19 protein-coding genes and 4 pseudogenes are annotated in these 22083 nt (G+C 60.2%); 12 read left to right on the top strand and 11 right to left on the bottom strand.

What is annotated here, in order from left to right; genetic code table 11:
• Positions 1 to 873: 873 nt before the first annotated feature.
• The 5 genes from BJD99_RS01875 to BJD99_RS20635 are packed head-to-tail and all read right to left on the bottom strand — an operon-like array spanning position 874 to position 4649.
• Complete coding sequence (locus BJD99_RS01875) at positions 874 to 1494, bottom strand: response regulator transcription factor (RefSeq protein ID WP_084345127.1); 621 nt, start codon at positions 1492 to 1494, stop codon at positions 874 to 876.
• Complete coding sequence (locus BJD99_RS01870; RefSeq protein ID WP_256895331.1) at positions 1491 to 2702, bottom strand: sensor histidine kinase; 1212 nt, start codon at positions 2700 to 2702, stop codon at positions 1491 to 1493. Before BJD99_RS01870 ends, BJD99_RS01875 begins: the two co-directional genes overlap by 4 nt.
• Positions 2642 to 3460 carry an ABC transporter permease gene (locus BJD99_RS01865; RefSeq protein WP_084345114.1) on the bottom strand — a complete coding sequence of 273 codons (819 nt, stop codon included), beginning with the start codon at positions 3458 to 3460 and terminating at the stop codon, positions 2642 to 2644. Before BJD99_RS01865 ends, BJD99_RS01870 begins: the two co-directional genes overlap by 61 nt.
• The gene (locus tag BJD99_RS01860) at positions 3457 to 4416 is read right to left on the bottom strand and encodes an ABC transporter ATP-binding protein (RefSeq protein WP_084345113.1); all 960 of its coding nucleotides are present in this window, start codon (positions 4414 to 4416) and stop codon (positions 3457 to 3459) included. Before BJD99_RS01860 ends, BJD99_RS01865 begins: the two co-directional genes overlap by 4 nt.
• Positions 4413 to 4649: a hypothetical protein gene (locus BJD99_RS20635; protein WP_143542009.1), complete on the bottom strand. Its 237-nt coding sequence runs from the start codon at positions 4647 to 4649 to the stop codon at positions 4413 to 4415. Before BJD99_RS20635 ends, BJD99_RS01860 begins: the two co-directional genes overlap by 4 nt.
• Positions 4650 to 5050: 401 nt before the next feature.
• Here BJD99_RS20635 and BJD99_RS21475 point away from each other — a divergent pair.
• The 3 genes and pseudogenes from BJD99_RS21475 to BJD99_RS01850 all read left to right on the top strand — a co-directional run.
• Positions 5051 to 5402, top strand: a pseudogene (locus tag BJD99_RS21475) (IS3 family transposase); the annotation flags it as partial.
• Positions 5403 to 5427: 25 nt separating this feature from the next.
• A pseudogene (locus BJD99_RS21470) lies at positions 5428 to 5736 on the top strand (IS3 family transposase); the annotation flags it as partial.
• A 565-nt stretch (positions 5737 to 6301) separates the two neighbouring features.
• Complete coding sequence (locus tag BJD99_RS01850; RefSeq protein ID WP_143542008.1) at positions 6302 to 6682, top strand: nuclear transport factor 2 family protein; 381 nt, start codon at positions 6302 to 6304, stop codon at positions 6680 to 6682.
• A gap of 26 nt (positions 6683 to 6708) precedes the next feature.
• Here the strand turns inward: BJD99_RS01850 and BJD99_RS01845 are convergent, their stop codons facing one another.
• Entirely contained in the window at positions 6709 to 7341 is a 633-nt protein-coding gene (locus BJD99_RS01845) for a TetR/AcrR family transcriptional regulator (RefSeq protein ID WP_084345126.1), read from the bottom strand.
• Positions 7342 to 7390: 49 nt separating this feature from the next.
• Between BJD99_RS01845 and BJD99_RS01840 the strand changes: the two genes are divergently transcribed.
• The 4 genes and pseudogenes from BJD99_RS01840 (at position 7391) to BJD99_RS01820 (ending at position 11157) form a co-directional block, all read left to right on the top strand.
• The gene (locus BJD99_RS01840; RefSeq protein WP_084345111.1) at positions 7391 to 8341 is read left to right on the top strand and encodes a zinc-binding dehydrogenase; all 951 of its coding nucleotides are present in this window, start codon (positions 7391 to 7393) and stop codon (positions 8339 to 8341) included.
• Between the two features lie 368 nt (positions 8342 to 8709).
• Positions 8710 to 9045: a hypothetical protein gene (locus tag BJD99_RS01835; protein WP_143542007.1), complete on the top strand. Its 336-nt coding sequence runs from the start codon at positions 8710 to 8712 to the stop codon at positions 9043 to 9045.
• Positions 9046 to 9049: 4 nt separating this feature from the next.
• Positions 9050 to 9529 (top strand): annotated as a pseudogene (locus BJD99_RS21465) (DUF418 domain-containing protein).
• Positions 9530 to 9621: 92 nt separating this feature from the next.
• Positions 9622 to 11157 (top strand): alpha/beta hydrolase, encoded by a 1536-nt coding sequence (locus BJD99_RS01820; protein ID WP_084345107.1) that lies wholly within the window; start codon positions 9622 to 9624, stop codon positions 11155 to 11157.
• Positions 11158 to 11190: 33 nt separating this feature from the next.
• Here the strand turns inward: BJD99_RS01820 and BJD99_RS01815 are convergent, their stop codons facing one another.
• Complete coding sequence (locus BJD99_RS01815) at positions 11191 to 11481, bottom strand: hypothetical protein (RefSeq protein ID WP_143542005.1); 291 nt, start codon at positions 11479 to 11481, stop codon at positions 11191 to 11193.
• 38 nt (positions 11482 to 11519) lie between these two features.
• Positions 11520 to 11735, bottom strand: a complete 216-nt coding sequence (locus BJD99_RS20625) for a hypothetical protein (RefSeq protein ID WP_143542004.1) — start codon at positions 11733 to 11735, stop codon at positions 11520 to 11522.
• Between BJD99_RS20625 and BJD99_RS01810 the strand changes: the two genes are divergently transcribed.
• From BJD99_RS01810 to BJD99_RS20865, 3 genes are all read left to right on the top strand, one after another.
• Complete coding sequence (locus tag BJD99_RS01810; protein WP_084345105.1) at positions 11727 to 12704, top strand: alpha/beta fold hydrolase; 978 nt, start codon at positions 11727 to 11729, stop codon at positions 12702 to 12704. The two genes, BJD99_RS20625 and BJD99_RS01810, sit on opposite strands and share 9 nt — an antisense overlap.
• Positions 12705 to 13596: 892 nt before the next feature.
• Positions 13597 to 14325, top strand: a complete 729-nt coding sequence (locus tag BJD99_RS01805; protein WP_143542003.1) for a hypothetical protein — start codon at positions 13597 to 13599, stop codon at positions 14323 to 14325.
• Positions 14326 to 15021: a hypothetical protein gene (locus BJD99_RS20865; RefSeq protein ID WP_179142144.1), complete on the top strand. Its 696-nt coding sequence runs from the start codon at positions 14326 to 14328 to the stop codon at positions 15019 to 15021.
• A gap of 172 nt (positions 15022 to 15193) precedes the next feature.
• On the opposite strand, the gene BJD99_RS01795 is transcribed toward BJD99_RS20865, so the two are convergent.
• Positions 15194 to 15676, bottom strand: coding sequence for a hypothetical protein (locus BJD99_RS01795; protein WP_084345103.1), 483 nt, complete (start codon positions 15674 to 15676; stop codon positions 15194 to 15196).
• Positions 15677 to 15871: 195 nt separating this feature from the next.
• Here BJD99_RS01795 and BJD99_RS01790 point away from each other — a divergent pair, with 195 nt between their 5' ends.
• Both BJD99_RS01790 and BJD99_RS01785 read left to right on the top strand, forming a co-directional pair.
• Entirely contained in the window at positions 15872 to 17506 is a 1635-nt protein-coding gene (locus tag BJD99_RS01790; protein ID WP_143542002.1) for an SIR2 family protein, read from the top strand.
• A gap of 324 nt (positions 17507 to 17830) precedes the next feature.
• A pseudogene (locus BJD99_RS01785) lies at positions 17831 to 19225 on the top strand (IS1380 family transposase).
• 266 nt (positions 19226 to 19491) lie between these two features.
• Here the strand turns inward: BJD99_RS01785 and BJD99_RS01780 are convergent.
• Together BJD99_RS01780 and BJD99_RS01775 are read right to left on the bottom strand one after the other, a co-directional pair.
• On the bottom strand, positions 19492 to 20484 hold the full coding sequence (locus tag BJD99_RS01780; protein ID WP_084345101.1) for a hypothetical protein: 993 nt from the start codon (positions 20482 to 20484) through the stop codon (positions 19492 to 19494).
• Between the two features lie 447 nt (positions 20485 to 20931).
• Complete coding sequence (locus BJD99_RS01775) at positions 20932 to 21801, bottom strand: hypothetical protein (protein WP_084345100.1); 870 nt, start codon at positions 21799 to 21801, stop codon at positions 20932 to 20934.
• Positions 21802 to 22083 lie beyond the last annotated feature (282 nt).

Genomic DNA, 22083 nt, shown 5'->3' with positions numbered 1-22083 from the left:
GCGAGTTCGAGCAGTTCGTCACCGCGTCCCTGCTGCACCTCCTTCAAGCCGTCGCCAATGCGCGACCACTCGTTAACGAGTGCAGGCCGCTCATGACGTCACCGAGCGCGGTGTCAGAATCGAGCTCTTCACCGAGCGACGGTTCTCAATGCATTTCCTCATCGGTGGTCGATGACGATTGTCAGTTGGAACACGGCTTCGCCGCAGTGGGGTGCTGCAACGCTGAGCGCACAGTGACGTTTCGTGCAACAGACGCGAAGAGCCTTCCTCCGGAAGGATGAAGGGACCGCGACCTCCGACCGATGTGTTCAAGGACCGCTATGGGAGGGGGTGACCCCATGATCGAAATACGGAGATGATCAGGCAGTTCGGTTCGGTGGACGATCGCACCTTCACGTCAAACCGGGCATGGTGGCAGGGTTTCTCAGCCCCGACGACGCCGGGAAATCGACGACGATGCGCATGATGGTTGGTGGGTGCGTCCAAAATCCGTTGAGCAAGAGCCTCTCTCAAGTGTATGGCCGCAGCGAACGGCATCCTGAAGTCTCGCGGAGACGAGGTCCTCGAGTTGGTCGGACTCAGCGAGTCGCGAGGAAGGAGGTCGATGGGTTCTCCCTCGGCACTTTCTACCAACCGGGCCTGGTCGCGGTGCTGCTCGGTGATCTCGAGGGGTCCACGAATTGACGGGTGCTACGACCATGGAATCATCGCCCGTCGCGCCGGCCATATCCACCTCGCCGGTCTCGATGACCTGTTCGACGACATCGAAGGCCGCGCCACCCCCTTCTGCATAATCTTGCCGAGATTACGGGCAACACCACCCACCTCGATGATGAATGACGGAACACCGGCCTTGCTTTGGTGGTGGAGTAGTTAGATCCACCCGTACCGGCGTGCTGTCAGAGCAGCCTCGTACCTGTTGGACGCCCCCAGCTTGGACATTGCCGAGGACAGGTAGTTGCGGGTGGTGCCGGCGGAAAGGTATGCGCGGGCTGCGATCTCGTCCACACTGGCGCCGTCGGCTGCGAACTCGAGTACGTCGGCTTCGCGGGCGGTGAGTGTGGTGTCGCCAGCGCTGATGGCTTCGACGGCCAACTGGGGATCGATGTGGCGGCCGCCGCTGTGGACGGTGCGGATGACATCCGCCAGGGTGGCAGCGGGTGCGGTTTTCGGGAGAAACCCGCGCACTCCGGCGGTCAGTGCTCGTTTGAGGTAACCGGGACGGCCATGGCTGGTGACGATCACGATGCCAGCGGTGGGGGTCAGGGACAGCAGTTCGATTGCGGTGTCGATGCCGTCGATGCCTGGCATCTGGAGGTCGATGACGGCGACGGCGACTGGTTGGTTGCCCTCGACGCGTTGACGCCACGCCCCGATCAGTTGTTCCCCGGAGCCGAAGTGGGCGATCACCTCGATGTCGTCTTCGAGGCCGAGGAGTGCGGCCATCGCGCTACGGATCAGGGCCTCGTCATCTGCAAGAAGTAGCTCGATCATGGCTTGGCCCATCGGATTATGAGCATGAATCCGTCGTCGGCGGTATCGGTGTCGAGAGTTGCGCCCACGTGAGTAAGTCGCTCGGCAAGTCCTAGCATACCTGAGTGTGTCGTTCCATTGCGGAGACTACCGGGAGCGCCGTTGTTGTGTAGCGACATCCCCTCGTCGCCGAGTGTGAGGGTAGCCGAGGTGGCGACGGAGTGTTTGACAATGTTGGTGGTGCCCTCCCTTACGACCCAGGCGGCGACCTCGTGGAACGGAGCAGGCACTTTATTCGGATCACCTTCGGTGCTGAGCTCGCAACCGGCCGCGCGGAGCAGCGACCGGGCGCCGGCGACTTCGTTGTCGAGGTTGATGCTGCGGTAGCCGCGCACGAGTTCACGCATCTGGTCGAGTGATTCCACGGCGAGGGTTTTGACTTCGTCGATCTCGGTGGCCGCGCGCTCGGCTGCGCCGGCGCGGGAGAGGGTGGCGGCCAGTTCGCTCTTGACTGCGATGGCCGAGAAGCTTCGACCCACGACGTCGTGGAGGTCGCGGGCGAAACGTAGGCGCTCTTCGACCACCTGCAGTTTGGCCTCCGATGCCTTGCTCCGTTCAAGTTCGTCGACGACGCGCACTCCCCACAGGGTCAGCAAAGTCGTGGCGACGATGAACAGGCCGGCGAGCAAGACGATCGCCGCGACACGTATTGCTGCGGCTGGCGTGGTGCCCACGGCCGCGCCGGTCGCGGCTGCCAGGCCGAGAACGATCCACCACCGGTAGCGGATGAACGGGACGAGGGCGATGGTCGCAAGCGACGCGGCGAAGATCCCGACGCCGGTTGCCGCATCGAGCTCCGTATCATCGGTCGCCCGGTGCGCGACGAGGGCACACGCCAGCCACACCGACGCGAGGGTCAGCGCACCGACAGGACGCCCCCAGCGCTGCAGGGCCTTCGGCGACCACACTGCAAGCTCGGGCTGGGACTGAATCGAAAGAATGGCGGCAGCGCCGGCCAGACAGATGCCAGTAGTCATCCACGTCGACCCGATCGTGGGGGTGATGGTGATGACCACAACGACAGCGATGACCCCTTGGAGCGTGAGCTGTGTGTAGAGGCGGAATTTCTCCGTGCCCGACAGCTCGTGCCACCAAGAGGCCGCTGGCATCATCCGCGATCGTCCCAGCGAAAGCTCGTCGCTACGACGGCGAGCGCCAGTACGGTCCATAGGCCGAGTGTGGCTAGTGGTCGTCCCATGTCGGCAAAGGTACCCGCGAAGTCGGTGGCAGCGTCGGTGGTCAGGTCGAGCTTGCCGGCGGCGCCGAGGGAAATGAGGTCGGACAGGGCTGCAAAGGGAGTCCAGTCGGCGATCGCTGCCAGGCGGTCGGGAAGAACACCGTGAAGCGAGTTCAGGCCGACAAAGGTGAGAATTATGACCGGCATGGAGGTGATTTGCGCGGCCTCCGCGTTCTTGGTGACCGCACTGGTCGCCAGTCCGAGGAGAGAGAAGACGACGATGCCGAACAGCAGCGCGATCACCAATACCGCCGCATTTACGGGGGTGGGTGATCCGGCGCCGTAGATCACTGCGGCGACGATGGCGCCGCCGACGAGGGTGAGAACGGCACTGGGTATCGCGGGGGCGGTGAGGATGTGCCAGTCGGACGCTTCCCCTGTGCGTAGCCGTTTGAGGACACCCTCACCTCGGCGGGTGGTGACCATCGAGAGCACCGAGTAGTACTGCACGAACAGCAGAGCCATCAGAGTGAACATCTCCAGTCCCGTGGTCGCGGCCTCGGCGGTGGATCCGGTGTCGCGTCGGGCGAGGAAGAAGGTGATCAGAGGGAGGGCGATCGGAAACACCGTTCCCATGAACACGAGGGTCTTGTTGCGACGGAACTGGCGGTACTCCGCCATGGACAGTGCTGCGAGTGGGCGGCGACCGAAGCCGACACCGACCGAGGTGGGTGTCTTGGTGGTGGTCATGAAGGAGTTCCGATCATGTCAGGGGGCGAATCAGATGCGTCGGTGATAGTGGTATCGGCAACAGAATCGTCGGCTACGTCGAGGAATACTGATTCGAGGGACGCGGCGCGTGCTTCGAGTCCGCGTAAGTGGAGTCCGCGTTCGTCCGCCCAGGCCAAGAGTTCGGAGAGGTGCACTTGAAGGTCGTGGGTGTAGACGGTCACCCGTGCCTGCGGATCTATACGAGCACCGCGCAGTGGTGGCAGTGGGAGGCCTGGGTGGTCGAAGACGATGCGCGCTGGGTGTTCGTCGACGATGTCGCGCAATGTGCCGCGGCGGGCGATCTGCCCACTGTGCATGATGGCGATGTTGTCGGCGAGAGCCTCGGCCTCGTCGAGGTAGTGGGTGGTCAGGACCATCGTGACCCCGGCCGCTTTGAGACCGGCGAGCAAACGCCATGTTCTGCGGCGGCTTTCGGGGTCGAGGCCGGTGGTGGGCTCGTCGAGGAAGAGCAGTCGGGGTTGTCCGACGAGTGCGCAGGCGAGGTCGACTCGACGCTTCTCCCCGCCCGAAAGTGATCCGACGCGGACGTGAGCTCGGTCGGTGAGGTCGACCTGCTCGAGGACTGCGGCCGCCGTAGTGGGGTTGGTGCAGGTGCCGCGCCACATGTCGAGTGTTTCGGTAATGGTCAATTCGGCGGGGAGGCCACCGGATTGAAGCATGATGCCCACCTCGGGGCGGATGAGTTTGCGGTCGCGGCGTGGGTCCAGGCCGAAGACTTCGATATATCCGGCGGTGGGGGCTTCGAGTCCTTCGAGTAGGTCGAATGTGGAGGTCTTGCCAGCGCCGTTGGTACCGAGTAAGGCGAAGACTTCGCCCTCTGCGACGTCGAGGTCGATGCCTTTGACTGCTGTGAATGCGGTGTCGCCCGAGCCATAGGTTCGTGTGAGCCCGCGTGCGGTGATCACTGTGCTCATCTCGAACCCCACTTGCGGGTGCCGATGATCCAACGGATCGCGAGGTTCACGACGACCGCGGTGGACGCAATTGCGATGAACAGAACTGCGGGTTGCAGTGCGGCGAGGACCACTGCAGCCAGTACACCAGTGGTCACGGCCACCGCGGCTTCCCTGGCCCGTGTCGGGGCGGGACCTAAACCAATGGCGTCTTTGACCAGATTGGCCGCGGGGGTGTCGTTCGGTGTTGGCATGACTCAACTCTGGGCGAGGCGCAGCACTTCCTGTAGTGCCCGCAATCATCGGTTTCACATGGATTCTTGCATTGGTGCGTAATGACAATTGTCAGTTGAGGTTGGAAATTGGTGTCGTACCTGGCGCTGTGGCTCTTTGCGCCGGATACCGAGGTCTGCGAGGAGATCTTGGAGCAGAATCGAGCACGTCGCGTGCCCGGAGTCGGCGTGCACGACCCACGGGATGCCGAGCTGGGAGTAAAAGTCCTACCAGGTGCTGACGATCGACACGTACCCGAGCCACAGTCCGAGGAAGCGAAGCATCTGCACCCAGGGCGGGCCCGCGCGAGATGCCATGACGGGGGGAGACGGCCAATACGATGCCCAGCCAGCAGAGGGTCACGAGGCGTCCGAATAGCGGGCCGCTGGTCCTCGACCTTGCTGCAGACGGAGTCCCCGTCGCAGTGACCTGCCGGGTTCTCGGATCCTGCGCCCAAGCATTCAAAAAATGAAAGAAATACCCTATTACGCAACGTGATTGAGACGATGCACACCTGATCGGCATCGCCCGCGAGATCCGTAACGACGACCCCGCATTCGGCTACCGCTTCATCGCCGACGAGCTGCCCGACCGCGGCATCAGCGCCGGTGAAAACAGGGTCGCACGGTTGTGTTCGCAGGAACAGATCTGGTCGGTGTTCTCGAAGAAGAGAGGACTGTACAGAAAGGCCGGCCCGCCTGTTCACGATGGCCTCGTCGGTCGTCAGTTCACCGCGCAGGAACGCAGCCAGATCTGGACCTCGCAGCTCTATGCAACGCAGTCGAGAAGAGGAATCCCGAAGATGCGATTGTGCACTCCGATCGTGGCAGTCAGGTTCGCGCCAGAAAGTTCGTACATGAACTGTCCCACAACGGATTGCAAGGTTCAATGGGTCGTGTTCGGGCATGTGGAGACGATGCCGTAATCGAGTCATTCTTCGCCCTACTTCAGAAGAATATGCTCGACCGGCAACGCTGGTCGACACGCGAACAACTACGGCTGGCAATCGTGACATGGATCGAGAAGACCTACCACCGCAAGCGTCGCCAGAGACGCCTCGGCGCCATACGGCGCCTCCTCGACGGCCCTTGCGTAGACACCTTCAGTACCCGGTATCCATTCAGCGACCGGATTACGGTGTGCGGTGAAGTCCGTTCGGCGGTGCCGCATCGTCCGCTCGCGCAGCAGCACCGTCGCCGTGCGGGGGAGCAAGGACGTTGGCCGGACAGAAGCTTCGAGCTGAACGGAGTTGGAAAACTCTTGATAATCGTGGTCAAGGCGTATCCTGCCCAGGTGCTGTTCGCAGCTACAGTCGTGTGTCTGGTCACGACGCTCTAGTGCTTGCCGCCGCACCGATGTGATGTCGACCCGCAGCGGCTGAACGCGCCTAGTGGCGCACCTGGAGAGTCCGCGACGGGAACGGAGCCGCGATCGTCGGGTCATCCCTGATCGGTGACATGGGCCACGCCTGATCGGGTCCGCGCGGCCACGGTCTTCACCGACCGCGAAGGCCTTGACATGAGTGCCCTGGTCTGGGAGTTCGCCGAGTACCACCCCGAGCAGTACCGCAACGGCCTGCTCCACCCGCCCGTAACAGTCCAACGATGCGTCCCACTTACCAGAAGGAGTAATGATGACAGTACCCAGTTCCGTCACTCGCCTAGAAGCCGCAATCAACTCGCACAATGCGGAGGAGATCGCCGCATGCTTCTCGCTTGACTACGTCTCCGAGGTCCCGCAATATCCGGTGCGTAACTTCATAGGCCGCGAGACCGTGGAGCGCAACTGGACGAAGCTTCTGGCTCGCACACCCGACCTCCGCGCCCGGGTGCTCCGGAGCGCGATCAACGGAGGTGAGGTCTGGTCGGAGTGGGAGATGGAAGGGTCGACCACAGACGGCGCTCCTGCCGTCATCGCGGGGCCAGTCATCTGGCGCACCGACGCAGATGGTCTCATCTCGTGGGCGCGTTTCTACCTCGACCCCGTCACCAGCGACCCGACACCTCTCCCGTAGATCGGGTCCACAATGTGGTGTTCCTCCTATCGGCCGAACACGGCCGTGCGCGCGAGGGACGGCGGCGGGGGAAGTGTGCGGTTGGCGGGGGAGGCGTGCAGCGCATCGGTCATCATGGCGGCGAAGCGTCGGGCAGCACGTGTCCGCACCTCGGGCGGTGCCGTCGACAGCCCTCGGTTCGCCATCAAGATGAGAACGAAATCGTCGACGACGAAGTCCTGCCTCAACTCACCCTGTTGCTTGGCCCGCAGTGCGAGGTCGGCGAACGCCCGCAACGTCTCACCGCGGTGAGACTCGAGATCCACAGCATCAGGATACTCGGCGATGAACGCTTCGGTGAACCCCTGGTTCTGCGCATTGAGCTCACTGATGTGGTCGATGACGCTGCAAAATCCCTGCCACGCATCCGGATTCGCGCAGCCCGTGCGGACGATGTCACGGCATATGCGGAACTCATCCAGGAACGCTTCGAGAATCAAGTCTTTCTTGGTGGGAAAGCGACGGTACAGGGTCGCCGGCCCCACCTCGGCCCGGCGAGCGACTTCACGCATCGACACCCCGAGACCCTCCGCGGCGAAAACCTCGCGCGCCACTTCGAGAATTCGATCCCGGTTCGCCGACGCGTCCGTGCGCAGGATCTGAGTCAATTGCTCTGCCATGCTTCTCACTTTACGCAAATGGACGGGGGCGTCCACTACCGTCCGAAATATGAAAACAGTCGTCATTCAGACATTCGGCAGTCCCGACGGCATGCAGGTCGTCGACGCACCAGCGCCGGACCTGCAGGCCGGGCAGGTCCTCATCGAGACCGACGCCATCGGCGTCGGGGGAGTGGACGCTGTCATCCGGCGAGGCACCCTGGGCGATCTCGGTCTCGGCGAAGGTTTCATCCCCGGAAGCGAAGTGGCCGGGGTCGTGAAACAGGTGGGCGACGGCATCGAACCGGGTTGGCTCGGCCGTCGCGTCTGGGCGTTCACCGGAGTCGGGGGAGGCTACGTCGAACATGCCGCCGTTGACGTCAGGGACATCGTCGCCCTTCCCGGCGGGCTCTCCAGCATCGACGCTGTGACCCTCGGAAATTCAGCCACGGTCGCCCATTTCGCACTCGAGCGTGCGCACGTCGCTGCGGGGGAGTCCGTCCTCGTACGAGGCGCGGCAGGGAGCATCGGCATTGCTGCAGTAGAACTCGCAGCCCGCACGGGCTCGGTGACGGTCACGACATCATCCACAGAACGCGGAGATCGGCTCCGTGCACTGGGTGCAGCTCACGTACTCGACCGAGACGGATCTGGCGACGGGCCCGAGATGTTCGACGTCGTAATCGATCTCATTGCAGGCCAGGCACTGGGCACTTTCCTGGATCGGCTCTCGCCGAACGGACGGTACGTCCTCGCCGGGGTCGTCGGTGGCTACCCACCGGAGGACTTTGGGATGAGCCTGATGCGCGGGTTCCGGCAGTCGTTGTCGCTGAGCACTTTCAGTCTCGACACTGTTCCTGTGGTCGAGCGTGACCGAGTTCGCGCCGAAGTGTTCGACGCTGCCGTACGCGGCGACATCCACGCCGTCGTCGACGATGTTCTGCCGCTCGAGCGGGCGGCCGAGGCGCACCGGCGGATGGACGATGGCGGTGTGTTCGGTCGGATCGTGCTGACGCCGTGATGGCTGTTCGCTTGCGTTTGCGACCGAGTTGGAGCGTGTACCGCCTGACGCGGTGATTTGTCCGCGGTTTCCGTTGGCGTTATCGACCCGACCACTGCACGAGTTGCGGGTTCTGCACGTTTGACCCTGTTTCAGGAACACCGATTAGCTTTGCTGTGCACACAACACAAGAGCAGAAATAGACTACTGTTCAGCCGCAATCGGTTCCGACAGTCGGAAGCCGTATTTCTGCCCTCGACGTAATTCGCGGTGTCGCACTGTGCGGCATCATCTTTGTCAACATCGGGCCTCTCACCGGATTTCGCACCGCCCCGGGCCTGTACCAGCGAGCCGCGCTCGACAACACGGGCGGATGGTTGCATCTTCTGGTGCAACAACGCTTCTTCCCAATTTTCGCTCTGCTCTTCGGTATCGGATTCTCGATATTCTACGAGGCTGCGGCACTCCGAGTGGTACGTTCACGACTCCTACTGCTCAGGCGACTCCTTCTTCTGCTCGCCATGGGGATCCCGTTCAATTTCCTGCAGCCCGGGTCGGCGTTGCTACCCCTCGCGGTGGTCGGCCTCGTCATCCTGCTTCCGAGTACGTGGATGTCGCGCCGGGTCTCAGCGGTCGCGGTAGCTGTCTTCATAGCGGGCAGCCTTCTTTTCGCCGGCGGTGGTTCCAGCCTGACCCGGGAATGCTCCTCCTGGGAGCCAGTCTGACCCGATACGGTCTGGTCACGGCCTTCGGCCGATCTCGCCGTGGTGCAACAATCGTGCTGATCGCCTGCGCAGCTGCCGCTGTTCCGCTGATTCGCTGCAAGCCAGGACAATTGGAATGTCAGGATTCAGTGCGGAGTCTGCCGCAGCCGGACTGGCTATCGCAGGGGTGTACTTTCCGATGGCCTCCTTGCTGATGACCACCCGAGCGTCTCGAATGCTGGTAGGGGCTGTTGCCCCTCTGTGCAGGATGTCCTTGACCAGCTATGTCAGCGCCGCGCCGCTGATGCTTGCGGCGGGACGGCTCCTCAGTTTTGATCAAAATGCTTCCTGAGCAATACCGTTGGCGACAGCATGCGGAATACTCTTCGCACAGTGGGGTCTCAGCACAATATGGTTCAGCCAAGGACCACTCGAGTGGTTGTGGCATTGGGGCACCTGGGGGCATCGGCAGCCATTGGGCCAACAGATCGCAGCGACCGTCTGATCGACTACCGCGATGATGTGCGGACATCCCAACGGGGTAGCTGGCCCAGTCGTTGTTGACTGTGTCCCTGCAACATAGTGCGTAATGGACCGATGCGAACTCACCTAGGCCTGAAAGCAGGCGCGGTTGTGGCAGCGATCGCGTTGCTCGCCTCCTGTAGCCAGAACACCACTCCAGAGGAGGACGCCCCCGACACCGGATCTCTCGACAAGTTCTACAGTCAGGAGTTGAACTTCGAGACCTGCACCCCGCCTGCCGAGAAAGCCTGGCCGACGATGGAATACCAGTGTGCAAATATGGATGTCCCGCTCGACTACGCCAATCCGGACGGTGAGACGGCCGAGATCGCGATCTCTCGGATTCCCGCCCGTTCGGCTGATCCGATCGGTTCGGTGGTACTCAACCCGGGCGGGCCAGGATTCTCGGGTACCGCGTTCGCGGCGACCACTGCGGATGCATGGGCACAAAGCGCCGTCACCGACAGGTTCGATCTGGTCGGGTTCGACCCACGTGGCGTCGGTGCGTCGACGCCGGCAGTGGATTGTTTCGACGACGAGGAGCGCGAGGCCGACGCGATCGGCGCTGCGATCGGCGTTCTGCCGCATGCACTATCCGAAGAGTCGACTAGCGAATACTACGCGCACTGCGCCGCAGGGTCCGGGGGCGAAGATGTGTTGGCTCATATTGGAACGCGTGATGTGGCAAGGGATATGGACGTCATGCGTGCCGCGCTCGGCGACGACGAACTTACCTTCGCCGGCGCCAGCTACGGAACGCGACTGGGTGCGGTCTACGCCGAGATGTTTCCCGAGAACGTCCGCGCGCTCGTCCTTGACGGCGCGATGGATCCGCTCGCCGGGACGAAGGAGAGACGCCTCCAGCAGGCCGACGGCATGCAGCGTGCGTTCGACGAAATCGCGAAATTCTGTGCTACACAATCTGATTGTGGTCTCGGACCGGACCCGGGCCGGGCGACCGAGGTGTTTCAAAGCCTGGTTCAGCCTTTGGTCGATGCACCGCTGCCCGTGACGGATGGCCGTGAACTGACCTTCACCAAGGCAATCGGGGGCGTTACTCTCGGTCTGTACTCACAAGAGGCATGGCCAGCGGTCATCATGGGCATTGCCAATTTACGGGATGGCCGGGGTGAGACTCTGCTCGCACTCAACGACCTCTACCACGAGCGTGCCGCAGACGGAACCTACCTGGACACACTCGAAGCGACGGGCGCGATCAACTGCCTCGATGAGGAACGACACACCCCGGACGAGGAGTCAGCACTCATCCGCGCAGTATTCGATGCGAGTCCGTTCGTGGACTCGGGACGACCGGTTGAGAATGTGCGTGACACCTGTGAGCATTGGCCCATCCAACCCACTCTCGGCTACCCCTACGCAACGGAGATCGAAGGACTACCCGACACCTTGACGGTCTCCGTCACCGGTGACGCGCTGACCCCGCACCAAGGCGGGATAGACCTCGCCGACACTCTCGGTGGCAGCCTCCTCACCGTCGAGGGCGAACAGCACGGGGCGATCGTCGCCAAGAACACGTGCGTCGACGACATCGTCGCCGACTACCTCATCGACCTCCTGACGCCCGCCGACGACGCCCGCTGCGCCCTCTGAGCCGGGTCAGTCATCAGACGCGCTGTCGAGCGATCACGTTGGCCCGGAGCAGTACTTCGAGCTGGGCGGGGTTGTAGAACTCTCGGATGGTCTCGCCAGGGCATCGCCTGCCAATGCCGGATTCCCTCTCAAACGCGAATCCAGGTCGATCATCCACGAATACTTGACCAGCGCTTCGGTGATTGTTGCTGCAAATTTTTCGGCGAGGCGCGCACGTGTGTCCTCGTCGGCAGCGGCGGGCAGAGACTCGAATTCGTTTGTTGCAGCGTCATTGTCGGATTCAATGATGTCTCGAACATCATTCATGGTGTCGGCGTCGTACATCTGCGAATAGACCAGGGCCATCGATCGCTCGGCTAGAGTCATCCGCAAGGCGGCTGTTCGAGGCTGGCGGGAACCTCGGTGACGGACCCGTTCTCGAGCAACAACGCGATCTCCACGCGAGTCCGATGGCTTCGCTCGATCACCTCTGCGAGATGTACGTCTATGGCAGTCAGCACCTCGGCTGAGGTCTCGACGCCTGCACCTACAGTGTCGATGGCCGCGATGGGAACGAGAGAAAGGCATGCATGACACACATCTTCAAGGTCACATGGAAGCTGGACGGCATCACCATGGAGGGCACGATTGTATGCCCAGACGGTGAGGGGCCCTTTCCAGCAGTGGTTTTCGTCGCCGGCAGCGGTCCGACCGATCGCGATTGGTGTTCACCATTGCTGCCCGGCAGCAATGGCAGCGCACGGCTCATGGCAGAGACGTTCGCTGATGCGGGTATCGCCACTCTGCGGTACGACAAGCGGGCGTCCGGCGCGCGTGCGACGGAGAACGCAAGGAAGCTCATCGGGAAGATGAGCATGCAGTCGCATCTGAACGAGCTGGTCGAGGCCGTCAACGTACTCTCCCAGCAGGACTACGTTGATTCCACGAGGATCGTCGGGCTCGGTAACAGTGAGGGAACCCTTCACGTGCTTCACTACGCCATAACTAGCCAACACGTCCCGTTCGCGGGCATTGTCCTCGCCGCGCCACCTGGCCGGCCGATACGGGAAGTGCTGCTGTCGCAGCTGACGAAGCAGACCTTCCAGATTCCCGGAGGGCGCGAGCTGATGGCAAAGGTGCAGGAGGCCGCTGCGCGTTACACGGCCGGGCAGCAGATGAATCCTGACCCGAGTTTGCCGGACAGCGTGAAGATGGTGCTTGCCGGCTTGGAGGCACCAGCGAATCTCCCGTTCATCCGGGAGCTTTGGATCGAGTCCGCGACTGATTCGCTAGTAAAGATACAGATTCCCGCATTGGTGCTGATCGGTGCGAAAGACGGTCAGATCGATATGGCCGCCGACGGCATCCCTCTTCAAGAGGCCGCCGCCGGGATGGCCAACGTAACCTTCGCCTTCCCTGCCAACGCGAATCATGTGTTCAAAGAAGATCTGCGCACTTCGGCTGAAATCGCCGCGTCGCCAGGCAGCGGATTCAACGAGCCGGGCACTCGTCTCGATCCCGAAAGTCTGGAGACGATCCTCACATGGCTGTCGGGCCTCAGCGCCTAGACCCGCATAGGACTCACTGCCTGCGACAGGATGCACCAGCAGGTCATCACTTTGAAACGAGGTGGAGTCGAATGACCATGTCGGTCCGTTTGGACGGTGGGGGGACGAGGGGGACGTTGATGGACCCGGAGACAGTCGAAGTTGGTCATCTTCTACTCATCACTTTGAGGCGTATTCGGGTGGATTCACCCGCACACTGGTGGTCTCTCGATTCGCCGAACAACCTGGTCAGCTGGCGTGTGGTGGACTCGGGTGGGTCCACCGGAATTGTTACCTCTTTTACAGCGGGTCCGGGGTTCGAATCCCTGATGGCGCACAAAATGAGCCCCTGACCAGCGGAAACGCTGGCAGGGGCTCATCCTTTTGCGTGTGAAGTCAGGTCGAATCCTACTTTTTGACCCCAAAAGGTTGAGTTGATTTCGGTCGGTTCGGCCGTATTTCCGCAGGTCGTGTTCGTTCGCACTACCAGTAGATGATTCGAATCCCAGTATCGATAATCGTGGAGTCACGTCATCGGTCTTGGTCGTCGTGCGCGGGCTGGCCTGGTGCTCCGCGATGTGGCGGATCGGTGGATCGATCTGTGTGCACGTCTGTGGACTGCTAGGTCATCTTTTACTCATCTTTTTGGCCGCTGAACCGACGGTGTGGATCTCGGCGAACTGCGGCACATCTGATTGGACGTAGAGATAGAGGATTTCGGCACCGCAGCGTTCCGGGTTCGCGCGGTTTTGAGATCGTCATCGACAAAACGGTGCCGCTTTGACGGTTGGGAATGATTGCTTCCACGTCGGGTACTTTGTGGCATTTCGTACGCAGTAGGTTCTCGACGCTTCACCACGACAGAGGTACGATGGGTACGTCAAGTTCGGAACGTACCGAAATGGAGTGCGAGATGACCGCAGAAGCCGTTCCCACCGCAGGCGCCACGCACACCCCGATCGACGCCGCAGCCACCGCTGATGTCTATGCCGCCGAGATCACCGCCTCGGGGGCGACCCGCACTGTTCGGTCGAACTTAGCGCTGCTCACGGCCGCCGTTCGCAAAGCTGGTGGCCGTCCGATCTCGAACCGGCGCCCCGGCGCCCGTGCAGTGGTCCCCGACGACGACCTTGTTTCGGCTTTTGCTGAGTTGGTCGTGAACACTCTGACTGAACAGCAGCGGCTGCAGCTTGCCCAGGACCTCATTGGAAGCGTGACCGGTCATGACGACAATCGCCGCGAACGTGCCCGGGCACTGGGGCGGGAGTCGATCCTCGGATCTTTCGAGATCCTCGATTCGATGGAGGTCTCCGGCATCCTCGCACCGACCAGTACGCCGACTCGAAGTGTGGCGCAAAAGCGCCGTAAGGTCGGCGAGCTGATCGGGCTGCCGGTAGGGACCCGACCGGACTACCGTTACCCAGCCTTTCAGTTCAACCGCGCGCAACATCGCATCGACCCGCTGGTGAAGCATGCGAACCTGCGCCTGGACGTCGAGAACGATCCCTACGGTGCGGGGAGTTGGTGGCTCACCCCTACCGACATCCTCGATGGCCGCAGCCCGCTCGATGACTTTGTGGCGGGCGAGCTTACCGAGATTGCGATCGACAACGTCCTCGATGCTGCTCGTCTGGGCATGTGAGTGCGTACGTACAACGGCGCACCTGCGCATACCGACATCGTCGTCGAGGGCACCGAACTGTGGCGTGTGCACCGTACTGATAGCAGTCACCCGGCGAACTCCTTCAATTCCACTCACATCGCGCCGGTCGTGAACGCTCTGGGGATCGACGTGCGGCGAGAACGGATCCCACGGCAAGGCCGTTTCGATCCGGTCCACGACGAGACGCTCTGTCCGGGCGGCGCAACGCTGGGCGGATATCTGTATGTCGGGCTGACGGTTGGCGCGGTGGTCGCTGAGGGCGTCCTCCGGTCCGCTGACATTCCGAAGTCAGGAATTCTCTCTTCCGCTGCACTACTTGAGCTTTCGCTAACGCGGATGGTCCTGCACGACAAGGTGACTGTGGCAGTACTCGATACCCAGTCCGGACTTGCCGCGATCAACCAGGACACCTCATTGACCGGGTGCACGTGGCGCGAGTACAGCGACAGCCGAACTGCATGCACCAACATTCTCGTGCACACACCGAGCTCACAAGGCGTTCGATACCGTTGCCGCAACGGTTTCGACGAGCGGTCCTTACTGCTTGTAGAACGTGGCCGCGCTCCAGAGATCGAGATCGTCGACACCGGCGAATTGGGCAGACCCGGGTGGGCGCGCGATCTCGTCGAGGACTCGTTGTTCGCCGATTTCGGTGTCGTTCTCGACCAGCTTTAACCCAGTCTGTAAGGGATGACGCGAGGACAAACCTGCCCCGGGTTGAAGGCAGTGGAAAATGGAAGCGGGCAACCACGTCGGCGGCTCGGAGCGACTGTCGGATGTCTTGACGGTGCAGTAACTGTCGTTTGTGCACCGCTCGATTCGACGTCTTGACGCGTTGCCGCTTCGATCACGCAGTTGCAGCCCATTGGATTTGGTCAATTGTCATGGCTTGTTGGAGGTCTGGGTCGTCGGCGTCGATTGGTTCGTCGTAGCGGTGAGCCAGTAACGCCGTATCTTCGTCGTGTGGGCGTTCGTCGAGTGCCCAGAGTGTGAGGCCGTCGCCGTGGCGGGAGTCGAATTTGATTCCGCCGATGGTGTCGTAGAGCCATGCTGAGATTGCGTGGGTGAGGGTCCGAGATTCGGTCAGGCGGATGGCTGCCGCGTCGAGGTCGGGGAGTTTAAGGCTGAGTGTGAGCCGGGCGAATCGGGCTCGCAGTGTCGGCAGTGATTGTCTGTCGGCGGGTACAGCGAAGGTCCCGATAAGGCGCGCGGTGCCGATTCGGCGTGGGGTGCGCCAGTCGTGGGGGAGTTGTCCTGGTTCGAGGGTGGGGGATTTGTGTTCGTCTTCGGTGATGTTGTCGAGGGCGGCTGAGAGTTCGAGGTCGGGCACGCGAAGGCGAGAACTTCGAGTTAGAAGGCGAGTCGGGTGCTGGCGAGGTAGAGGCTGCGGTAGGTGCCGTTCGGGTCGTCCCAGCGGCCGGTGAATCTGCCGTTGTGTGCATGCAAGCAGAGCTTGTTGTCATGCTTTGACCGTTATGTGAGACCTGACGAGATCAACTTGTTTCACTTGCGTAATATTGAAATTATGAACACTGCGAGCAATTCGGGCGACGCATTCACGCACGAGATTCTTGAAATACTCGCAGGTCATACAGCTCTTCCCTACCTTTTCGTAGGCAGTGGGATGTCGCGCCGCTACCTAGACCTACCGGACTGGCCTGGGCTCCTGCGCTTGTTCGCCGCAGAAGCGGGCGTTGACTTCGGGTACCTGTTCTCATCAGCAGAGGGTGATCTACCGATTCTCGCCGGAAAGCTGGCGGCCTTGTTTCATGAGGTCTGGTGGAGCGATGCCAAGTACGCGGACAGTCGTGTGGCGAACAGTGGCAAAGTAGTCGACCGGCAAATGGCGCTCAAAGTCGAGATCGCCAGATATATCACGGCGAAATCCGAGCTCGGAGAGGGCACCCCCGGTGTCGATCGAGGGCACCTGCGCGAAGAGATCGAACATTTCAAGCGAGTCGTGATCGGTGGTGTCATAACTACCAACTATGATCGCTTGATCGGCCAGATATTCCCCGAGTTCCCCGCATATGTCGGGCAACAAGAATTACTGTTGAGCGATGCTCAATTTGTAGCGGAGACGTACAAGATCCATGGCGCTGTCGAAGATCCGGGTTCGTTGGTGCTGACTGATCATGACTACGCGCAGTTTGAGCGACGAGACAAGTATCTTGCAGCGAAGCTGCTCACTATTTTCGCGGAGCATCCCGTTCTCTTTCTGGGTTACTCGATCGAAGATCCTAATATTCTCAAAATTCTTGAGAATATTTGCTGCGCTGTGGGGTCAGAACGTATCTCTGAGCTTGGGGACAGAATGTTCTATGTGGAATGGGACGAGAATGTAGATTCTCCGAGTATCGAAACGTATGTAGTGAAGTTAGAAAATGGTCTAATTCCGCTGCGCCGTATTCGATTGAACTCGTTTTCGCCGTTGTTCCTAGCCCTCGGGAGACTTGAGCCCCCTATGCCTGCTCAAGTTATAAGGATGTTGACAAAGCACGTTTACGATATTGTGCGCGACCCTAATGTCACGCGTCAGCCGGTAGTTGCTGTACCAATTAATTCTCCGGGGGCTGAGAACCTCAAAGTGATATTTGGTGTGGGACCATACGAATACAGCGACATTGAGGGTTTGTCTGCCGTGGGTCTCCGTGGAATTGATCGGCGTAGGGTAGTTCAAGATGTTCTTGGCGATAAGCCACTCTCGGCCGATCCGAATCAGCTCTTGAGCGAGGCGTTTCCCGAAGTGCTGAAGAGGGCAAGCTTTGGCTATGTTCCGATCTTCAAATACCTAGCAAGAGCCAAGCGGATTAATCGGTCAGGTAAGGTTGATGTCAAGGGTCTCCCTGTTGAAATAGCTAACTGCATTGACAAGAATCGAACGATGAAGATTCAGGAATCTGCTAAGAGGCGCTTTCATCGCGATGTAGAGGATTCACTTGGTACGCCTGCGGGCATATTGAGATCTGATTTATCCGATGGGTTCAAGATGGAGTGCCTTGTTTTATTGGATCCGTCAGGCTTCGAATTAGACGACCTTCGTGACGCTCTTCTGACCGTACTTCGGACGGATGATAGCTTGTCGAAATCAACGGGCTTCTACCGTGCGGTATGTCATTATGATCGATTGACTTTCGACGTTGAGAAATCAAAATCTTAACAGTCGACAATTGGGGTAATGCTTGGTTGGTGCGTGTTTTGTCCGAACCCCTACCTACCTTCAGGTACCTGAGCGAAGACTTCTTCGCAACCTACTGCCCAGCCCACGGGCTTCACGATTTCCTGCTCCGCCGTCAGCCACGGGGGCGTTTGCATCGGTGCGGTTCCATGACGCAACAGCGGTGTCTTCGTGGTGTGTCTAGCCTGCCGCTTTCACGGTGATCGGTCACCAACCGTGTGTCGAAACTGACGAAGGGTGCTCTGACCTGCGATAATTCGACTTGTCTAAGGTTGAATAATCACGTAATCGAGGAGCACCCTTCAGGTGTGCAAGTCTACGTCGTCGTACCCCATCCTGTCCGTCGATGCCACTGGAAGCGGGGTCGTGTCGCACGCCGGCGCGGTGACGCTGCTGCGCACCGCAGAAACCACCGGACTCACCGCAGCTTTGTCGGAGCAGCTCTCACCGTGGCGGAAACCGTTGGCGCAGTTCGACCCCGGGAAAATCATCGTCGACCTCGCTGTGTCGCTGGCGCTCGGTGGCGATTGCCTCGCCGACATCGCGACCCTCCGCGAGCACACCGCAGTGTTCGGGAAAGTTCCCTCGGACCCGACCGTCTCCCGACTGATCGGGGCACTGGCCGCAGATGCACCCGCAGTATTGACCGCCATCGACACGGCCCGGGCGGCAGCTCGCACCACAGCATAGACCCATGCCGGTGAGCACGCACCCGATCACGACATCACCGCGGACAACCCGATTGTCATCGACCTTGATGCCACCCTCGTCACTGCTCACTCCGACAAACAGTACGCTGCCCCAACTTACAAGCGGGGCTTCGGCTTTCATCCGTTATTGGCATTCGTTGATCACGGTACCGCAGGCACCGGCGAACCCGTCGCGGCGCTGCTCCGGGCAGGGAACGCTGGCGCAAACACCGCCGCCGGCCACATTGAGGTGACCCGCAAAGCGCTCGCGCAGCTACCGTTCACCACCGGTAACCGGCCCGGCAAGAAGGTACTGGTGCGCACCGATGGTGCCGGAGCGAGCCACGCATACATGTCGTGGCTACACAACCAACGCGTGTCGTATTCGATCGGGTTCGGACTCACCGACGCCATGGTCACCGCACTGAGTGTGGTCCCCGAGAGTGCATGGTCGGCGGCGGTCGACGCCGACGAGAAAGTCCGCGACGGTGCCTGGGTCATCGACGCCACCGGTGTCCTGGACGTGTCGAGTTGGCCACCGGGCATGCGGGTGATCATCAGGAAAGAGCGCGCGCACCCCGGTGCCCAACTACGCTTCACCGATACCGGCGGACTGCGGTTGACTGCGTTCGCGACCAACGCAGTCCGTGGTCAGGTCCAGAACCTCGAACTTCGGCATCGCCGACGTGCCCGCTGCGAAGACCGAGTCCGGAACTCGAAAGATACTGGGCTAGAGAACTTTCCGTTGTACGGCTTCGACCAGAACCGAATCTGGCTCGCCATCGTCGAGCTTGCCGTCGAGCTGACCGCGTGGACGCAGCTACTCGGATTCACAGACCACGACGCACGCCGGTGGGAACCGAAACGGTTACGTCTGCGGATCTTCTCGGTCGCCGGCCGTATCGCCACTCACGCTCGTCGCATCCACCTCAGACTGTCGGAGGACGCCTCGTGGTCGGCGCTGATCGTCGCGGCGCTGACCAGGTTGGCGGCGCTACCCGCGCCCGCCTGAACCCCTATTTCTGGCTCAACCGACTCGAAGGACACCTTCTCGGACCGTGGAACCGAGCGTTCACCCGATCGATATCGGCCGACACATCGCGCCCGATGAACGTGAACGCAGTCGAAAACCACAATCTCGAACCGATCAGGCCACCACATCAGCAGGAAGAAAGATCGAGGCTAGAACGGGACGGACCCGTTCACCGGGGACATGCCAATACGGTCTCGTTTATTTTTGATGAGTCAACTTATTAATGAGTGGGAAATCGGAGAAATTTAATCATCTCTATTAGGCATGATAAGATTAGCAATAAACAGTGCAATGTTGTCAGCAGTAAGCTTGCTCGAAGCCGACATGAAAGCGCCGAGTCCGACGTTGAACGGTGGAGGAGCGAGGAGAAGTACGCTCATGATAGTGATGACCCATGCAGTCCAAACTGTACCTAGAACCATTTTCCTGGCCACGTCACGGGATACACCGAAATGGATGGTCGTCTCGTAGATGGCCGTGTCGAGGTAGGATGCCGAATCTGCATCGGAAGCAATCTGTTCTTCGACTGTGCTAGCGAGAGCTTCGTCGACAAATGCGTCAGCGTAGTCTCGGAAGAACGCAAAATCAGGGAACTCGGTTAGCTGCGGTGCGAGCGCACGCATAGCTTCAGCAAGGCCGGGGCTGTATATGTTGTGCAGGATGTCCGCACCGATGGTGCCTACACCGGAGTTCGTACTGATTGCACGTGTGATCGCACTCATATCAGTTTGAAAGCTGACAAGGGACTCCTGCGATCCGAACATCTCGCGTACGGCGTCGGTCAGGTGCGTCTCGAACTCGGGGACGAACGCGTTGAACTGAAACGCTTCCTTTAACCCGAAGTCAATCTGAGGTAACTCAAAGTTCGGCGATCCGGCCAGAGCCTGGTTGAAGGCTGGCGTGTCAACCCGATCCTTCCACATGGCGGTGATCTCGGGCATCGCGTCGATAACGCCGCGCTGAAATGGTTCGACGCGTATCGCTGCCGCCTCAGCGATAGCCCTAGTCGTGGGTTCCATTTGGATGCGAAGTGCTTCACTGATGCGGTCGTCTTTGTACATTGCCGCTTGGACGAGGGGAGAATTGTCGAGAAAGTTCGTGACCGCGAAGGAAGCCTTCATGTCCTGCATGACCGAGGACTGGTTGAAGGCATCGAGGGCGGGCCGAGTCATCTTCAGAACCTGTTGCCGGTTCGCTTCAGTCGCAGCCTTCATTGCGGCCTTGATTGGGTCCGTCATCGCAGGTCCTCCCTCGTAGGTAGGTCCAGTCTATTAGTAAGCACCGACAACAACCGACAGGCTTCAGCGCACTCACCCCGGCACGCGGGAGGTCAGGCTGTCGGGGTGGACACGCTGATCTAGGACCAGCGGACCGTGCTGACTAAGAAGCAGATATACGTGCCGGTGATCAGGACGAAGATGATGCCCCACGCTTCACCGCCCTGTCGTGGTGCCCACGCTGACACTCCGTATCCCGGTATATGTACTGCAACGCTAAAACTTCAAGTTGATGTCGTCCTTGAAGACAATGTTCTCTTCCATGGTGATGACCCCAACACCCTTATCGAGCAACTTTTGGATCGTATTCATCACGTCGAGTAGTCGCCTTGGCAAGGGCTCCGTCCTGTTATTGAACACCTCGCATTTGTCTGACCTTGCCATTATCAAGAGCAGAATATTGGTTGTTTACTTGCTGGCGGGTAGATCTGATTGCGTTGATTCTTCGTAGAGATATAGTGGTCTTGCCCCGTTCAGATGCTCGCGGGCTGCATTTACAATAATATTTCTTTGTTGACTAACTTCACTTTTGAGACGTCGCAACTCTTTGAAGTCGAACTCTTGGCCTTTGATCACCGCTGCAACTGTCTTGTCGGCGTACTTGTGGTAGTGGCCGAACGAGTTGTACAGCTTCTCTACATGCGGGAGAATTTTTGGATGGTCCATAACGATCAGTGTTTCGGTGAACGACATCTCTGTAGACATAAGATAGGGGGCGAGTTCTTTGTACTGCTCGATTGCTAAGCTACTAGCCGATCGTACTTGTTCCTGCGAAAACCCAATCGCCGCAGCAGCACCGCCGTGATCGGGCTGCACTAGAACTTGGCCCTTCATCGTATGCAATAGTTCTAGCGAAGCGGCAAACATAGTGGCTGGAACCGTCAGTGTGTTTAGCGCAGCCCATACCGGCGACAGAGAGTCGATCTGACGAAAGTTCTTTCGTTCTTCGATCTGCTCGACGTGCCGTCGCTCCGCATCCTGACGGTTCTGATCCGCCTCTTTCTTAGCCGCACGTGATTGATACAGCGAGAGCGTCACGGCACCAGCCGTCAACATTCCACCAAACCATGCGGCGACTGGTCCCCACTGTGAAGCGTTCCAGCCTTGGTCGTAGTAGTTGCCGATGATTCCGAGGGCGATGAGCGAGACCAGTAGGACAGTGCAGAAGACACAAAACCCCATGCTAGCGCTGAGTTTCGCTTCAACACGCTCGTGCAATCTGAGCTTTTCCCGCGGCTTTCTATCGGCATCTGCCGCTGCGTCCTTGTCGTCGCTCATCTGAGCATTCAACCAGGTGCTCGATCAAGAACACCGAATCATCTCGGTCCAGTCGTTCAAATGAATGAACGGTTGCCGCGTGCACTCATCGGCGGACAAATCTGCCCCCTGACCGCGGTTCTGACGACCAGCGCACGACGGCTGCCGATCTCCTAGCGTCGCAGTGCAGGTGGCGTGTCCCCGGCGAACGGGGCCATCATGTTTTAGAGTCTTGTTGCACATGAGCTGGGCGGATAGGACTATGGAGAACATGGCTGGACGGAAGCGGAACTCCGCGGAAGA

The sequence above is a fragment of the Rhodococcus sp. 1163 genome (assembly GCF_002091985.1).
Classification (GTDB): domain Bacteria; phylum Actinomycetota; class Actinomycetes; order Mycobacteriales; family Mycobacteriaceae; genus Rhodococcoides.
The sequence above is the reverse complement of the archived record's forward strand: the minus strand, read 5'-3'. Positions and strand labels throughout refer to the sequence as shown.

Coding starts and splice junctions, on each gene's coding strand:
- BJD99_RS01875 (WP_084345127.1), bottom strand. CDS start 1,494: ATGATCGAGCTACTTCTTGCAGATGACGAGGCCCTGATCCGTAGCGCG.
- BJD99_RS01870 (WP_256895331.1), bottom strand. CDS start 2,702: ATGGACCGTACTGGCGCTCGCCGTCGTAGCGACGAGCTTTCGCTGGGA.
- BJD99_RS01865 (WP_084345114.1), bottom strand. CDS start 3,460: ATGACCACCACCAAGACACCCACCTCGGTCGGTGTCGGCTTCGGTCGC.
- BJD99_RS01860 (WP_084345113.1), bottom strand. CDS start 4,416: ATGAGCACAGTGATCACCGCACGCGGGCTCACACGAACCTATGGCTCG.
- BJD99_RS20635 (WP_143542009.1), bottom strand. CDS start 4,649: ATGCCAACACCGAACGACACCCCCGCGGCCAATCTGGTCAAAGACGCC.
- BJD99_RS01850 (WP_143542008.1), top strand. CDS start 6,302: ATGACAGTACCCAGTTCCGTCACTCGCCTAGAAGCCGCAATCAACTCG.
- BJD99_RS01845 (WP_084345126.1), bottom strand. CDS start 7,341: ATGGCAGAGCAATTGACTCAGATCCTGCGCACGGACGCGTCGGCGAAC.
- BJD99_RS01840 (WP_084345111.1), top strand. CDS start 7,391: ATGAAAACAGTCGTCATTCAGACATTCGGCAGTCCCGACGGCATGCAG.
- BJD99_RS01820 (WP_084345107.1), top strand. CDS start 9,622: ATGCGAACTCACCTAGGCCTGAAAGCAGGCGCGGTTGTGGCAGCGATC.
- BJD99_RS01815 (WP_143542005.1), bottom strand. CDS start 11,481: ATGTACGACGCCGACACCATGAATGATGTTCGAGACATCATTGAATCC.
- BJD99_RS01810 (WP_084345105.1), top strand. CDS start 11,727: ATGACACACATCTTCAAGGTCACATGGAAGCTGGACGGCATCACCATG.
- BJD99_RS01805 (WP_143542003.1), top strand. CDS start 13,597: ATGACCGCAGAAGCCGTTCCCACCGCAGGCGCCACGCACACCCCGATC.
- BJD99_RS01790 (WP_143542002.1), top strand. CDS start 15,872: ATGAACACTGCGAGCAATTCGGGCGACGCATTCACGCACGAGATTCTT.
- BJD99_RS01780 (WP_084345101.1), bottom strand. CDS start 20,484: ATGACGGACCCAATCAAGGCCGCAATGAAGGCTGCGACTGAAGCGAAC.
- BJD99_RS01775 (WP_084345100.1), bottom strand. CDS start 21,801: ATGAGCGACGACAAGGACGCAGCGGCAGATGCCGATAGAAAGCCGCGG.